Annotated in this window: 13 protein-coding genes and 1 other RNA gene; 7 read left to right on the forward strand and 7 right to left on the reverse strand. The window is 26.1% G+C overall.

Annotated features, from left to right (window positions below):
• Window positions 1-51 precede the first annotated feature (51 nt).
• From BCF59_RS02075 to rnpB, 3 genes are all read right to left on the reverse strand, one after another.
• The gene (locus BCF59_RS02075; RefSeq protein WP_134110752.1) at window positions 52-2,148 is read right to left on the reverse strand and encodes a hypothetical protein; all 2,097 of its coding nucleotides are present in this window, start codon (window positions 2,146-2,148) and stop codon (window positions 52-54) included.
• A 2-nt stretch (window positions 2,149-2,150) separates the two neighbouring features.
• Window positions 2,151-4,010 carry a type 2 periplasmic-binding domain-containing protein gene (locus BCF59_RS02080; protein WP_134110754.1) on the reverse strand — a complete coding sequence of 620 codons (1,860 nt, stop codon included), beginning with the start codon at window positions 4,008-4,010 and terminating at the stop codon, window positions 2,151-2,153.
• 119 nt (window positions 4,011-4,129) lie between these two features.
• Window positions 4,130-4,409: RNase P RNA component class B (gene rnpB, locus BCF59_RS02085), an RNA gene on the reverse strand.
• Between the two features lie 399 nt (window positions 4,410-4,808).
• Here rnpB and rpsT point away from each other — a divergent pair.
• The 3 genes from rpsT to BCF59_RS02100 all read left to right on the forward strand — a co-directional run bounded on the left by rpsT (window position 4,809) and on the right by BCF59_RS02100 (window position 8,281).
• Window positions 4,809-5,081 (forward strand): 30S ribosomal protein S20, encoded by a 273-nt coding sequence (gene rpsT, locus BCF59_RS02090; RefSeq protein WP_134110756.1) that lies wholly within the window; start codon window positions 4,809-4,811, stop codon window positions 5,079-5,081.
• 139 nt (window positions 5,082-5,220) lie between these two features.
• Window positions 5,221-7,623, forward strand: a complete 2,403-nt coding sequence (locus BCF59_RS02095; RefSeq protein ID WP_134110758.1) for an MYPU_1760 family metalloprotease — start codon at window positions 5,221-5,223, stop codon at window positions 7,621-7,623.
• Between the two features lies 1 nt (window position 7,624).
• Window positions 7,625-8,281: a DUF402 domain-containing protein gene (locus BCF59_RS02100; RefSeq protein ID WP_134110760.1), complete on the forward strand. Its 657-nt coding sequence runs from the start codon at window positions 7,625-7,627 to the stop codon at window positions 8,279-8,281.
• A gap of 26 nt (window positions 8,282-8,307) precedes the next feature.
• Here the strand turns inward: BCF59_RS02100 and BCF59_RS02105 are convergent, their stop codons facing one another.
• The gene (locus BCF59_RS02105) at window positions 8,308-8,775 is read right to left on the reverse strand and encodes an L-threonylcarbamoyladenylate synthase (protein WP_134110762.1); all 468 of its coding nucleotides are present in this window, start codon (window positions 8,773-8,775) and stop codon (window positions 8,308-8,310) included.
• Between the two features lie 73 nt (window positions 8,776-8,848).
• Between BCF59_RS02105 and mutM the strand changes: the two genes are divergently transcribed.
• Genes mutM through BCF59_RS02120 form a run of 3 tightly spaced genes read left to right on the forward strand, consistent with a single transcriptional unit; the run spans window position 8,849 to window position 10,596 of the window.
• Window positions 8,849-9,703, forward strand: a complete 855-nt coding sequence (gene mutM / locus BCF59_RS02110) for a bifunctional DNA-formamidopyrimidine glycosylase/DNA-(apurinic or apyrimidinic site) lyase (RefSeq protein WP_134110764.1) — start codon at window positions 8,849-8,851, stop codon at window positions 9,701-9,703.
• A complete protein-coding gene (locus BCF59_RS02115) occupies window positions 9,693-10,232 on the forward strand; it encodes a cysteine hydrolase family protein (RefSeq protein WP_134110766.1) in 540 nt (179 codons plus the stop codon). The genes mutM and BCF59_RS02115 overlap by 11 nt, the downstream gene beginning before the upstream one ends.
• On the forward strand, window positions 10,225-10,596 hold the full coding sequence (locus BCF59_RS02120) for a Smr/MutS family protein (RefSeq protein ID WP_134110768.1): 372 nt from the start codon (window positions 10,225-10,227) through the stop codon (window positions 10,594-10,596). The genes BCF59_RS02115 and BCF59_RS02120 overlap by 8 nt, the downstream gene beginning before the upstream one ends.
• 15 nt (window positions 10,597-10,611) lie before the next feature.
• Here BCF59_RS02120 and BCF59_RS02125 read toward each other — a convergent pair whose 3' ends face one another.
• Genes BCF59_RS02125 through BCF59_RS02135 form a run of 3 tightly spaced genes read right to left on the reverse strand, consistent with a single transcriptional unit; the run spans window position 10,612 to window position 14,318 of the window.
• Complete coding sequence (locus tag BCF59_RS02125) at window positions 10,612-11,628, reverse strand: hypothetical protein (protein WP_134110770.1); 1,017 nt, start codon at window positions 11,626-11,628, stop codon at window positions 10,612-10,614.
• Window positions 11,618-12,763 (reverse strand): tRNA uracil 4-sulfurtransferase ThiI, encoded by a 1,146-nt coding sequence (gene thiI / locus BCF59_RS02130; protein ID WP_134110772.1) that lies wholly within the window; start codon window positions 12,761-12,763, stop codon window positions 11,618-11,620. Before thiI ends, BCF59_RS02125 begins: the two co-directional genes overlap by 11 nt.
• A 7-nt stretch (window positions 12,764-12,770) precedes the next feature.
• Window positions 12,771-14,318, reverse strand: a complete 1,548-nt coding sequence (locus BCF59_RS02135; protein ID WP_134110774.1) for a hypothetical protein — start codon at window positions 14,316-14,318, stop codon at window positions 12,771-12,773.
• A 98-nt stretch (window positions 14,319-14,416) separates the two neighbouring features.
• Here BCF59_RS02135 and BCF59_RS02140 point away from each other — a divergent pair, with 98 nt between their 5' ends.
• Window positions 14,417-15,328, forward strand: a complete 912-nt coding sequence (locus BCF59_RS02140; RefSeq protein WP_134110776.1) for an ROK family protein — start codon at window positions 14,417-14,419, stop codon at window positions 15,326-15,328.
• Window positions 15,329-16,059 lie beyond the last annotated feature (731 nt).

Genomic DNA, 16,059 nt, shown 5'->3' on the forward strand with positions numbered 1-16,059 from the left:
ATATAAACCCTTTTTCATATTTTTTTATACTATAGTATAGTAATAAAGATTTTATAATTCAATCATTTCAAATTTTTTTGGTGCTCTTTTAATCTCTTTTAAAAGTTTATTTTTAAAAGAATTTGAATTACTATTTGTTTCGTATCCAAAGTAATCAAAATCATATGAATTCAATAAACCAAAACCATATCCATCATTACCTAAATTTTGCATAAATAAAGCAACCATATTCATGTTTTCATCAAAAACCACGCTTCCTGAAGCTCCTGAGGTTAAATCATATTTATTATCTGATGAATCATTTAATATAAAAGAATTAAAATTTCCGTATTTAGTAAAAGGATAGTCTTGATCATTTATTATAACTTCTTCAATTTTATTAATAATATGTTCGCGGTATCTTAAACCGGAAAAACCGGCATGAGCATCTACCGGGAAAGAAGCAACGTAATATTTTACATAATTATCATTTTGTAAATATTTTGTTTGCTTGCTTAATTTTAGATTTGGTAATTTAGCTCAATTGTTTAAATAATTTAAAATTTGAGTTTTACCTTTTTGTTTGGCTTGCTCTAATAAATGTTTAATATCAATTATATTAATTGAAATATCGGCATCATTTAAATTTTTATATCTTTGATTTTGGGTATATTGTTGTCCATTTCTATTATATTGATTTTCTGCTTGTCAAAAATTAAGAATAAAATTATCAGGCTTTATATTAATAGAAATTTCAGAATTGATATTAGCTATCTTTTGATCATCAAAATCAGGAATGATTAGTTTTTGTGAAATTCTAGGATTACCTCAATTTTTTTGTAATATATCGCTTACATGTCTATTGGTAATAAAATAATACCTTTGATCATTTGGATCGCTTGGTTTTACTTTTGCAATCATTGTAGATGTTCCACCACCTAGAACAAATACCCGTTTTTTTATATTATCAAATAATTCTCTTTTTTGATTAGTTAGAACACGTTGTGCGCTATATACTTTGTTATTTGAATCATAAGCTCTTTCGTTAGTTGATAATTTTGCATGTAAATCATCTGTTAAATAATTTTCAGATAATGAAAATAATCTATCATCATTTTGATTTGCTAAATAAGTAATTTCGGTGATTGTATTAAATTTATCAAACAGATCTTGATTTACATCATTAAAACTAAAGTGTTTTTGATTGTCCTTGTGTGATAAAACAAGCCTAATTGTATTATTTTCTAAAAAGACATCATAGTTATAATTTTGGTCTTTGAATCGGTGTTTTTTGTTATCTATTAAATCGTCTAAATCAACATCAATTACAATTGGTTGATTTTGAAATTGATTAAAAAATCTATTTAAAATTTTTTGTAAAGTAAATCTAATTTTTCTGTTGTGGTAAGGTTTATCTAAAAAATTAGTTATTTCCTTTTTAAAAATTAATTGACCATTTTCAATGGTTAATTCGTCATTTGAAATATGAGATAACATAATTTGATGTTTTAAAACTAACATTTCATTATTATCTTTAAAATAAACCTGTAAATCGGGAATTTTAGCAAATACAGAGTTTCTTTCGATAAAATTTGGCGTAAATCATTTTGGCAGATCTATGTATTGATTACCTTTATTTACAATAAATGAAAGAACCTTATTCATTTCGTTTCTAAAATATAAATTCATTAAAGAGATATTATTTGGTGTTTTTGACAAAACAACATTTTTTGGAAATTCTGTTTTGTCAAAAAGAAGTTTTGGATTTTTTAAATCCCCTTGAGAACTTAATAAAGTCTTAATATTAATTTTTGTTAACTCTGGAAATTGATATTTTTCTGCTATTTTATTATCTTCTTTTTTGTGAATTCATTTTGCTTTTTCATCAATTTTGGTTTTTGGTTTTATGGTATGTATTTGTTCAATTTTAGTAATATTTGATTCTTTATCTGATGTTTTCATTTTTTTGGTTTGTTTTGGTGTTTTGAATTCATCAGGTTTTTGAGGTTCCTCGGGTTTTGAAACTTTGTTTACATCATTAACATTTTCTTTTTTAGAAATTTCTAAATCATTGTTTTTTGAATTATTTTGCGTTGCTTGTTGGCACGAAATATATAACAGGGATGTACTAGATAGAGATAAATATAGTAATAATTTCTTTAATTTCATAATTAACGCTTTGTTTTAAAATAAAAGTATGTATTAAGTTCGGAGTTTAATTTATCATTTACTCCACCTATTTTTTCGTGATTAATTGTTTTATCATTAAGGTCTATTTCATAGATTTTAATTACTTTTTGATCGTATGTATTATCATCGTTTATAAAATAATTTCGGAGAATTATTTTGTAATCTACATTAGTTGTAGGGGTATATCCAATAAAATCAAAGTTAATTAAATTTAAGTATTTCTTGGATAAATATTCCTTAAAATTTTCGTTTGAAAAATCAATATGTGAGAGTGAAAAAGCAATTTTATTTATTACATTTTCTGTTTTTACTTCGTTAATATCTAAAATATTCATAAATGCATTTTTTAAAAGTTCGTTAGAAATAATTTTATTTTTCACAAAGATGTTGAATTTTTTTAGATCTGTATTATTTGGTTTATTTTCGATGGTAGTTTTATAAATCTTAATTAATTCGTTTTTTAAATTATTAAAATAATCTGCATTTTTGTCGATAGTTTTGTTTTTATTTTTGCTAGCTAATTCTTGAAGTAATTCATCTCTAAATGCGTAGCTTAAATATGTATCATATAAATTAATCATTGCAGTTTCAACACCATATGTTTGTCCGTCATTTAAATTGTTATATAGAGTTTTAGATAGCATGTTATAAAGTTGTTTTTCTGTTGGTTCAGATATTTTTTGAGCCACTACCAACCCGTCAACTAAAAGAATATTTTCGTTGAACTTAATAGATTGAATGGTTCCGTCTTCTATAGTTTTTTCTACTTTTATTTGTTTTCCAGTTACTTCATCTTCTTTAGTATAAAAAGCCTTAAAATTATTATCATCTGAATAATATGCATCTAATGCATCACCGTTATACATTATTGCTGAATTTACATCATTTCGATTCATATCTAATAATGATGCAATAATTCCCTGCCCATCTGGGTTAAATGAAACTTTTTTACTAGAAGTAATTTTAGTATCTGTTGACGAATTGATTAAATTTACAAAATTATTTATTTGTTGTTGATAGTTTTCTTCGCAGACATCACCCGTGTGTGTTGTTAAGGTATTATTTTTATTAGGAAAATTGAATGAAGAACCATATAACATATTAGCACGAACAGCATCTGTTATAACTAGTTGATTATATCCTAATGAATTGGCGGTCCTGATTATATTGAAAAGTGAATTAGGTTTTAGGTATTTATCTATTGTGTTTCATCCATCTTTTTTTGAATATTCTTGAATAGTTTTTCTTAGATTTTTTTCCAAGATCTCGTTTGTAATTTCTTTTTGATCTTTTTGTTTTAAAGGATTATAAGCGAAAACGGCATCTTGGACGTAATAAGGTACAAAGTATTCTCATAGATGTCTATATGTTCCATCGTTTTCTTTTCCTAAATCTTTTAGTTCGTCGTCGTATGCACTTAAATGAGCAAAAACAACAGGAGTATAAATTTTTTGTAATGCTATTTTTAAGTCTGTTTCCGTTTTAATAGGTTCTTGTGGCATAAGAAGTTGATTAAAATTAATTTTTTTAATTAAACCTTTATGAATTAATGCTATTGCTTGAAAGTCACTACCGATACCTGCGACTGCTTTATGGTTGCTTAATGCAATAGTAAATTCATTGATTTCGTTAAACTCTTTATATTCAAAATTTTCCGATAAAGCAGGTTCTACAGTTTCTTTTTCAATATATGATTTGTAATTATAAAATGCAGGTTTAAATTGATGTGTTGCTTTGTAAGAACTAATCGAAATAACAAAAATTCCAATAAGTAAAAGTACTATAGAAATAGTAATTTTTTTAATGTTTTTAATACTAAAAAATTCTTTGATCTTTTCCATCTTCTTTGGTATGAAATCCTTTCAAATTAATGACTTAATTTTATATTTTATAAATTTTATTAGATTCAGAAAATATAAAAGAAAAAAATAAAAAAAGTACGATTGCTCGTACTTTTTGCATCATAAGCCGTGTTCTGTGCTTCATTTAAAACGAAGTGCTGATAATTTATCTAACATATAAAATGTTCCATTTTCTAATTCATTTCTTAGTTAATGGTTCCCCTACCAAATTTGGGTTTCTAGTTCGTGGAGTTTACCGCGTTTCACTACTCTCGTCTCTGTGGCACTAGTCGTCTAGGCTTAAACTTATTAGGTTTAACACGATCACTACTAACATCGCAGTTAGTACTAGCACGGACTTTCCTCTACTATTTAGGATAGCAGCTATCAGCTGACGCAAATATATTATAAATTAAAACAGAAAAATAAAAAAATTTTATCAAATGTATCGAATAAAAATAACTTTTATATTGATGTTTATAGCAAAAAAGTTATTTTTATTTTTTATTTGTTTATACAAAAATATGTGTATTTTTATGAATAAATCACTTGAGATTTATAATTATTAAAAAATGTGTCTCGATTCCAAAAAAATTATTTTTTAAATAAAAATTTAATTTTATTCTACATTAAAACCAAAATCTTAATTTTATGTGTTTTTACTTTTTAACTATATTATAGTGATAAAAGTAATTTTTTTATTAAAATTTAGAATAATTTATGATTAAACTTTTTTATAAAAAAAGATATAATTTGAAAGATTTTTCAATTAAATTTAGAAAAAGGGGGTCATTTTAAATGGCAAATATTAAATCTAAAATCAAAAGCATCACAAAAATGGAGCAAGCTCGTCAAAAAAATGCAGCAATAAAATCTCGTGTAAAAAAAGCGATTCGTAAAGCAAGAGAAGCAATATTAGCAAAAGACGAAAAAGCTGCTTCATTAGTGGCAGAAGCACATAAAGTTATTGCTAAGGCAGTATCAAAAGGTGTTTTTCATGCTAATAAAGGTGCAAGAAAACATTCACGTTTAGATGTTTTTGTTAATAAATCTAAAAGTGAAGAAAAATAAAGTTTTATAAACTTTATTAAAGCTTATGTTTAAAATTTTAAGCATGCATTAAATGCCTGCTTTTATTTTTGTATTTTTGCAAATTTTTAAAATTTAATACAATTATTAAAAGTTATTAAATATTTAAAAGAAGGTTATTATGAAATTTCAAAAAAAGAAATGATCAAAGTTTGTTAAATTTTCAATGCTTGTTGCATCAACAACAGTTCTTTCTGCTACGGCTTGTAATTTATTAAGTCCAGAAAACGATAAAGATAAAAAAGAATCACCAATAATAATTAATAAAAACCCCGGCAAAACTCAACCATCGGTTTTACCCCCTGCTTCTGAAAAATATGGATCAAGACCTAATGAGGGCGAAAACTCTAATGGCAGTCAAAATAAAGAACCAACAAAACCCATTCCGAAAAATCCGAATACCTCACCAACTAAACCAAAACAACAAATGACGCCGGATAAACCAAAGGAACCATCAAAACCAATTAATACAAACAAGCAAGTAGAAAATAAGTTCATGTTTGGCAACATTTTAAAAATTCAACCAAACGAAGTATATTTTGCTAAAAATTTAAGTCAATTAGAAAAAGATCAGGCATTAGCTGCGTATAATAAAACTTCGGTTATGGACATCAATGAAATTCCTGAAAAGAATGATAGGGGGCAATGATATTTAGAATATCGCGATCCTTTTACCAATATTTTATTTAGGGATTATAGTTATCATACAAATGAAGATGGAAGTCATAGATATATGTTAGGGCGCCACGGGTTAATCGATTTGGCACAAGAGTTTAAGAGAAAAGTTCCTTTTGGACCAGAAGTTTTTGATTTAGAGGCAATTAATGTAAATAATTTTAATGTTATTGATGAAAAAGCTAATGGTTTATATATACCTAACATTAAAAACATTTATATAAACGGTTCGGCATTTGCTGAAAAAAACTTTAATTCATATCAAATTATAGGTGGGATAATGCCAACCTTATTTCATGAATATATGCATCATTGATCAAATTCATATCCAGAGGCAGTAGAAAATGGAATACAAGTATCAAAAAGTATAGCTGAACCAACATCGGAAAATCAAAAACGAGTAACTAAAATTTATTATAATCCAGGATTACAATTAAGTGATTCTAGCACTAATCAAACAAGCGGATTAGTACAATCTTGGGATTCTTATTTTGCAAACAATTTTTATAAGTTACTAAATTATGATGTCAATCAGTATGGTTATTTATCAGAAGATGATATTGCAATATTTGATCCATCGAGAGGTTTAAATTTTAATATACCACCATTAGAAGATGAAATTAATAACTTTTTATTTAAAAGACTAACTCCAAAGAAAATTTGAGAAATTGCAAATAACAAACCAAGACCACAAGAGTTAAGTCGCTTTGAAGAAAATACCCCACTTTATTACTCACCAGATCGCGCTTTTTCGCTTAGTTTAGGAAATTTGAGATATGTATATTCATTAACTGAATTATTACCTCGTGAATATACTAAATATGCTTATGAATCATATTTTCAAATTGATGATGAAAATCCTACTGCAAAAGCGGCACCAGGACAGGCAACGATAACATGGTTTGGAACTACATACTATCGTAATGATCCGAATACCGGAAAAGTTTATTCAGTATTTTCACCTTCTGCAAATGCTGAAGACTGATCTAAGGTATATTTAAATAATTTTGATAGTAAAAGTCGTAGCGGAATGTTTTTGCGTGGTGATAGGCCTTTTGATGAAGAAAATTTTCCTGGCTTAATTGTAAATTCTACAATAATGCCTAATTCAGTGTTTGATATAAGTTCATATCGTTATGAAAACGATAAATATTTAGGGATAAATTTTTGAGGACAACCTTCTTATGAATTAAGGGTGCACACATTACCTCCAGAAAAAACCCAAAACCGTTCGCAAGAATTTTACGATTTATTTTTAAATGCGATGGGGTATGGAAAAACTATTAATCAAATTTTCTATCAAAGTTCATGAAAATGAGGACAAAATAAAGGCTCAGTAGATGTTGATGAAAGCAAAGCTAATAAGGTAAAATTTACTGGGTTTTTACCTGATAAAAAATATGATGGAATAGTTGTGACAAAACCAAATGGTGGAGGGTTCGAAAAAACCTACTTTAATTATTATGATACTTTCTCGTTCTTTGGTCATAAAGAACTGGACGGGGGTGCAACTTTAATAAAAGATGAAAAGATTACTGATCGTCGCCAAAAACAACTTGAAAATCGTATTTATCCAGGAACAAGTAGCAATGGCGAACTAAATAAAGATTATGTGTCTTATATCACTAAAGATTATGTAAATCTTTATGATAATAGCCAAGTATTTTTATGAGAAGATAAAAACAAGGATAATCAAGTACAACCGGATGAATTAAATAGTAGCGACATTAGTCTTCCTGAGAATCGAAGCGTTACTAACAGCCGTGGTTGAAATATCGATGAAAAGGTATTTAGAAAATATGCTCTGAAATCTGAAAACGGAAAAGTTTTAGTTAAACGAGTGAACTAAAATGCAATGAGATTTTAAAAAGCTACAAATTGGAGCAATGGTTAATGTTCAAGCATATAAGCATGATGGATTTTTATATCGTCAATGAACTAATGCAAAAGTAATTTTTCATAATAAAAAACATGTTGTATTAGCGCTACGTGGAACACGAGTTTTAGAATCACGAAATAGTGCTAAAGGTTGAAAATATAAAGATGATGCAATTTGGTTTTTGCCTAAAAGATCCCTTTATAATACTATTGTATTGCTAAAAAAAGGTGTTGGAAGTTTGTATTACACTAATATTGCTTCATATCCGATTTTTGAAGACAATACTATAAAGTTTATTGATTATGATTTAGATTTAAAAAGTTATCCAAATAAAGACCTACAGATAGTAGATAAAGAAGAATTTAAAACTAATTCAAATAAATTTAATTATTCACATCGTCTTAAGGAAAAAATCTTCAATGAAATTACTGAAGTAGTTAATTTATATAACAATGAAGCGTATTTTTTTAATGAAGAAATTATCTTATATTATTTAAATATAATGCTCAAAGATAAATTAATAGATGAAAAAAATTATAATAGTTATTATCAAATGTATCATAAAAATTATAGTGAAGAGACCGAAATGATGATGCAGTTGCGTAATTTTAAGACTAAGAAATATTAAATTAAAAGCAAGTCTTATGCTTGCTTTTAATAACGCTTGATTACTTTTTTGGTATCTAGATTGTAAATAGTGCTAGGTTGATTACTTCCGCTGCCGAAATTATAAATATGTTTGATTTCAGGAAAAACGCACGAAGCTTGTTTTAAAGAGATTGGTAACTGACCGGAAATGTTTGCACTACTAACATACATTGGGCCATTTTTATTTAAAAATCTAAGTAATCCTGTTTGATTTGGCATTCTAAAACCTTGATTATTTATAATAATTGTAGCGGCGCCGGGCCACAATTGTTCTGCTAATTTTTCAGCATCTTGATTTCATTGTGAAAATTGTCTTGCTTGTGAAATAGAACCCACCAAAATAACTACTTTTTTATCATTTGGTCGTTTTTTTAAATGATAAATTGCATCTAAAACGTCATCATTAACAGGACCCCCTATACCTAAAACAGTATCTGTGGTAGTTATAAACATTGAATCATAAACTTTATCCATTTTAATCCTTATTTATCAATTTTATACTTTTAATACAATCGTTAAAATAAATGTTTTGTAATATAATTTTTATATGCCAGAATATCCAGAAGTCACAGTTGTACAAAGATCCTTAAACAAGTATGTACAAAATCAAATCATTTTAAAGGTCGAAATTAAAATAAGCAAATTAATCAAAAATATTGATTCTGATGGTTTTATTAATTTTTTAGTTAATAAAACCATCATAAATATAGAAAACTTCGGTAAGTTTTTAGTTTTTAATCTTAATGATAAGAGTCGTTTGATCTCACATTTACGAATGTCGGGAAAATATTATATTAGACAACAAAATGATCCCTTATTATATGCATATAAGCATGATTGTGTATATTTTTGGTTAAATGATATCGTGTTGGTTTATAATGATTCACGAATGTTTGGATCGTTTGAAGTAATTCCCGCAAGCGATCAAAGAAGTTTATTTCAAATCAAACACTTAGGTCAGTTACCTGGTGATACAGATGTCGAAGCATTATATGCTAAATTACGCAATAAAACAATAAATATTAAGAAAGTATTGTTAGACCAATCATTAGTATTAGGAATCGGTAATATTTATGCTGATGAATGTTTACATTTAAGTAAAGTGTATCCAATGTCGCGAGCCAAAGATATTACAAAAGAAAAATTACGTGAAATTTTAAGTAATGCACAAAAAGTGATGGATGCTTCTATAGTAAAAGGTGGTAGTAGTGTGCATACCTATAGTGCAGTAAATGGAATTAGTGGTAAATATCAAAATGATTTGTTAGTTTATGGACAAGACAAAAAAATGTGTAAGCAGTGTAACCAATCTCAAATAATTAAAGTTAAATTAGATTTTAAAGAAAATGGGCGTGGAACAAGTTTTTGTCCTCACTGTCAAAAGGATGTAGATGAAAAATAAGAGATTAACTGTAGTAATTGATATGTTAAATGGTTTCTGTAAATTTGGACCATTAAGCAGTCAAAGAATTAACCGAATAATTCCGAATATTGTTGAAGTTTTAAATAAATCTGATGACATTTTATTTGTTTGTGATGCTCATTCAATTGATGATTTAGAAATGAAACAATATCCGATACATTGTTTGAAAGACAGTTTAGAAGCAGAAGTGGTTGATGAGTTAAAACCATATCAACGACAAAAAAACGCCAAAACTGTTTTAAAAAATACTACTAATGGTTTTTACGAAGTGCTTCCTAGTTATTGAGATCAATATGACGAATTTGAATTTGTTGGATGTTGTACTGATATTTGTGTATTACAATTTGTAATGAATTTAAAAATTTGATTTAATAAAATTGGGAGTAAAAAACCAATTTATGTAATACAAAAATGTGTTGAAACTTTTGATTCACCAACCCATAATGGTGATGAGATGCATAAATTAGCATTACAATTGATGCAAGAAGCCGGAGTGGAAATTGTTTAATAAAGAATTAGACTTACATGGTTTACATTCAGAAGAAGCGATTGCAAAAATTTCAACTGCAATGATAGATTTAGAGAGTTCACTTATTGATGCCCTATATGTTCAAACTGGTATTGGTACTGGCGTCATGCAAGCGGTTTTAGAAGATTTTATTTTTAGGTATAATGCGACTAATGATTATAAAATTTCTTATGAAACTTTAAATAATGGCGGGGTTTATAAATTAATCATTCATCGAAAAAAACATCAAAAAAGATTGTTTTGATTTTGTTCTAAAACTTATGAGGAAACACCAAATAATGTTGAAATAGTAAGTGATTTTGATGCAATGGTTGAAGATTTTAAGTATCAAAACAAAAAATAGCATGTAATTTGTGTGCTATTTTTTGTATCAGGTGTTTTTATTATATTTAGCCAATTTTTCTTGAAATTGTTTGGTTTCTTTTTGCACATATTCTTTCATATTTTCGATGATATAGTTAAGAAAAGCTTTGTCTTTTGAAAGATTACCTAACATCTTGATAAAAGTCCTTTGTTTAAAAAAATTTTGAATATTATCTTTATCGCTTGCCTCTTTAATTTTAGTGTCTATTTGATCAAGGAATTCAGCAATAAAAGGATTAATTTTATCTTCTTTATCAGATTCATCTAAGATAGTTATTAAATTTACAATAATTGAATTTTTATTATTTAAAAGAGTTTTTTGTTCGCGTAAAGAAATGATTTTATTTATAAATTCTTGTGTTTGAGTTCAATGTGTTTCAACGAAAGCTAATTTATATACATCATCCATATTATATATTTTGATTTCTTTTAAAATTCGTTTCTTATCAGTTTTGTATAAATCACAGAAATTATAATGACTTAATAAAAATCATAATCCATATAAACAAGCTTTACGTCCGTCGGACCCTGATTGAATCAGTTTGATCAATCTTTTATTTTTATAATGCTCTTTTAAATTTTCTAAAGTGTCAAAATAAGTGCTTTTAGTAGCGATTTTATCAGGGACTACTTTATCCAATGCAATATTAAAATCAGTTAAAGAATCAATTTCTACATCAAAAAGTTTAGATAAAACAGCTCGCTCTAAATCTCCGCCCCAAGCATAAAAAACAGAGTTTGTTTTGTTTGGTATAAAGTTTGGATCGTTAGTTAGTAATCTAAGATGACTTAAAAGTAGTCTTCTTAAATGTTTATATATTTGTTTTGGTGTAGATTGTGCAAAATCTATTATTTGAAAATAACTTTTAAATTCATTATTAAAAAAACTACCTACTGAGTAGCAGTATGGTAAATCTTCATTATATGAGACGTTATTGGTTAGTTTATTCTTATATCAACGTAGAAAATTTACAGTAATTGCTTCAAAATCAATATAAAATTTATGTTTCATTTACCCTCACCTTCATTATTGTAATTTTTTCATTTATTAATTCTTCTTCTAGTTGTGTTATCATACTTAATTCATTTTCTAAAAGTTCAGCTTGAACTATAGTGGGTTTTGTTACTGGATCTTTTGGAGCAAACAATTCACATGTTTCGTTTGTTGCAATAATGGAGATATCGTGTGTATTAATTTTACGTGCAATTTGTATAATCTCGTTTTTATCATATGTTAATAATGGTCTTAGGATAGGTAATTTGATAACTCAACCAATAGTATTCATTGATTCTAGGGTTTGTGAAGCTACTTGTCCTAAATTTTCTCCGTTTGATATAGCTAATTGACCATATCTTAAAGCTATTTTTTCTGCGGTACGATAAAAACTGCGACGCATTAAATTGATTTTATAAGATTGTTTGCTTATAAAGGAAATATAGTTTAAAAGATGTGAAAAATTTGCCATTAATAAATTAGATGAGATTTGATATTTATTTAAAATTTGTACTAGATTTTTAATTTTTGATACTGTTTTTTCATCCGTTTGTGGCGGAGTTAAGAAAGTAAGGAAGTCTAATTTAACACCGCGTTTCATCATTAAAAATGCGGCAACAGGAGAATCAAATCCACCTGAAATTAAGTGTAATGCGCGACCTGAAATTCCAACCGGCAAACCACCTAAACCAGAAATGTAATCTGAAAAAATATAGGTTTGTTTATTGCGAATCTCGATATAAAAGGTTTGGTTTGGATTGTGTACATCTACTTTTAAATTAGTATTTTTTAAAACATAACCACCAAGAACATTGTTTAATTGGTCTGATGTATATTCAAATTTTTTATAATTACGGCGTGCTTGAATCTTAAAAGTTTTAGTACTAGGTTTGATAAGTTTTAATATTGTATTTTGAAATTCTTTGAGATCATTATTAGTAATAATTACCGGAGAATATGAACTAATACCAAAAACAAAATTAAGCTGTTCAAGATTTTTTAAACTATATGGTAGATACATTCGATCAAATTCTACTTCGGGCGCAGTTCCAACAATGTGTGTTATATTGTTAGAGAGTTGATTAATAAAAGATTTGCGATTTTTCTTTTTTAATACTAATTCACCATATCTAATTAAGATTTTGTTATACATTTTACTCCTAAGTATTTTTAATATAGTACTTTAATTTTAAATAAGCAGACTTAAAATCGTTATTTTTAACATCAACACTACTATTATAAATATGAGCCCTTGATTCCTCTTGTTTGTCTTTAAATTTTTCGTTTTCTAACACAAAAACAGTTAATTTATTATACATTTTATAATATTGTTGATTTTCTGCAATGCTATATAATAAAAATTTTAAATCATTCACTCAATTTTGTCATTTTTTTGCTTGTGTAGTTTCTATCAGTTTGAATTTATTTTTTTGAAATTCATTATAAATTTTTAAACAATTATTTTTAATTTGATCAGTTTTGGTGGTTATAGGGAGATTAATGTGTTCAATTACGCTGAAAAATAAATTGGTCATTTTTAAAATTTCGGTTTTTGTTTGTTTTATTCGCTTATTTTGTTCTATGATTTGTTTAGTCTGAAATATATTTGCTTGTAATTGATAAAAATCATTCATTAATGATTCTATTTTTTGAAATAAATCACTTGCAGATTTGTTGTTTTTAGTTAAATTATCGATTGAATTTTTTATTTTATCAAAAGATTTCATAATACTTTTATTTTCAATATTTAATTTTTGTCATTGTTTTTTAAGACCGGATAAAAGCAAATTGAATTTTTGTTTTTGATTAGATATAAATTCTACTAATTCCGAGCGTTTAGAAATCTCATTTTCATATTGAATTATATTTTTATAGATTTTTTTAATTTGTTGAATTAGTTTTGTTGCATCATATGTTCTTCAATTTTTAGATATTTCTTTTCATTGATGATTTATTTTTTGATAAAAATCTTTTTTGGTGGTTTTTAAAAGGTTTGATTGAATATTTGTCGGCAAATCTTCAAATAAAGTAAAATCAATTTTTTCAGATGCTGAAAAAAGCTTAACAAACTCTGCGGTTAAAAGTTTTAGTTTTTCAATCTTGTTTTGAATTGTTTGAAAATTACCTTTAGTTTTTTCGTTATCTAGTTTGCGACTCAAACTGCGAATAGTAGTAATTTTTGTATCCATTTCTCTATATATATCTAAGCTAATGTATTTTTTAACAATAAATTGTTCTTTTAAATCCTCAGTTACATCCAAAATGTCCGTTATCATTTGTTCTATTTCGCTTCAATAGTTAGCAAAACTTGCGCTCTTTATTTTAATATCATTTTGTTGTTTGCAATGTTGTAAAAATATTTTTTTGACTTTTTTATATTCTTTTAGAGATTTTCAAAATTTATGTTTTTTAAATAATAAATTGAATTGGTGATAAGTATGTTTGTAAATTTTTGTAGTTTCTTTAATGTCATTATTTAATTTTAATAAGTTTAAATAAATAACTTCATATTCTGATGATGCAGTTTTTAAAGTATACGCTTTCTGTAAATTTGTTTTATTATCGTTTTCACGTAAACTAATCTCTTGGTCTATTTTTTTTGTTTTTTTTATAAGTAAAATAAAAAAAATAGAGCGTAAAAAAAAGATAACTAAAAATATTATCGCAACGAATAAAAAACTTAAAATTACTCAAAATAAAATTTGCATTTTATATTTCTAATACCCTTTCTTTTTTAATATTATAAAACTTTATAATTACTTTTACGGAAAATTTGTATTTTGAATAAGAAATATATAATTTTAATATGTCAAATCCTAAATATTCTCCATATGCCACCGCTGATATTGGTGGTAGTAATGTTCGTTTTGCGCTTTTTGATGATAATGCAAATATAGTATTAAAATACCGTCAAGCTACTGATTCTAATTCGTCTGAAAAAACATGTGATTGGATTCTAGGATTAATTAATAAATATCAAATTCAATATTTAGCATTATGTGTCCCTGGACCATCTGATTATGAGAATGGAATTATTCATAAAAGTCCAAATTTAACCGGAAGTTGAGTAAATTTTGATTTAAAAACATATTTTTTAGAACGTAGTAATTTAAAGGATATAGTTTTTGAAAATGACGCAAATGCAATGGCTTTAGCCAATCATAAATTTTATAATTGTGATAAAAATCAAATTAGTCAATTTTTTACAATTAGCACAGGTTTTGGTGCGGGATTGATATTGGAAGATCAAATTTATCATGGTAATAAATATTTTGCACAAGAAATAGCACAGATTCCAGTATCATTTACACCTTGTTATAATTATCCAAAATTAAAAAATCCAAATGCGCTAGAGTTACATTGTTCTGGTAGTGGAATCGCTTGAAAAGCTCAAAATTTAAAAATCGCAGAAAATGCGCAAGAGGTTTTTAAATTAGGAAAAAACAATAATATACATGCTTTAAAATTAATAGATGAAGCACAAATTGCATTGAGAAATATGTTTGCCATATCGGCGGCATTATTAGCACCAAATAATTTTTTTGTTGGTGGAAGTTTAGCACTAAATAACAAAGATTTTGTTATAAAAGCATTTGAATTAGCAAAAGAAATTAGTGATATCAATCACTTTCAAGGTGTTAATTTATATTTTGACCAACTAGGAGACGATTCAGCATTGATTGGTTTATATTATTTAATTAAACAAAGGAACAATTAAAAGTAAATTTGAAAAATTCGAAAGATATCTAAAAAAGAACTCAATTTTAGCCAAAGTATGGAATTAAAGACATTATATACAAAATATTAGAAAAGGGCAACTAATGCTATTGAAAGACAAAATAATTAAATTTGTAGCGCAGAAAAAATGTTTGAATTAGCAAAAGAAAATAGAATTTCTAAGATTTAAAATATAAAAATTCATAATAAAGAAAATAAATGTATTATGTATTTCTGAGATTAATGCAAAGATAAATATAAAATATGTTTTGTTCATTTGCTATATTACTGAGCATATTCTTTAGGTAGAATTTAGGGGTAATAATGTATTTCTTCTTACACACTTTTTAGCTAACGTATTTAATTTATATAAAAAGCAAAAGTTAGAAATATTGATAAAATAACAACAGCAATTGTTAATGGACTCATTATATTGGCAATGATTAGGAAGATAGTACCTAATGCTACAATAATATCAATGAAAAAGTATAATAATGAATTAAAATTATAATAAATAGCTTATGCCGAAATTTAGAATGTAAGTTTTTTGTATATTGATTTAAAAAATATCTATTATTTTCCAAAAAGTAACGAGAAATTAAATTCTACTTTAAATTTTATTTCAATATTACATAATATTTTAAAAGATGAAACAAGTTATTTTTCTTCTTCTTTTTTTATTATTTACTAATTACCAAAATTAATAAATGTATACTTTTAAAATAAAGTATT

Source organism: Mycoplasmopsis mustelae (assembly GCF_004365095.1).
GTDB classification, from domain to species: Bacteria; Bacillota_I; Bacilli_A; order Mycoplasmatales; family Metamycoplasmataceae; genus Mycoplasmopsis; species Mycoplasmopsis mustelae.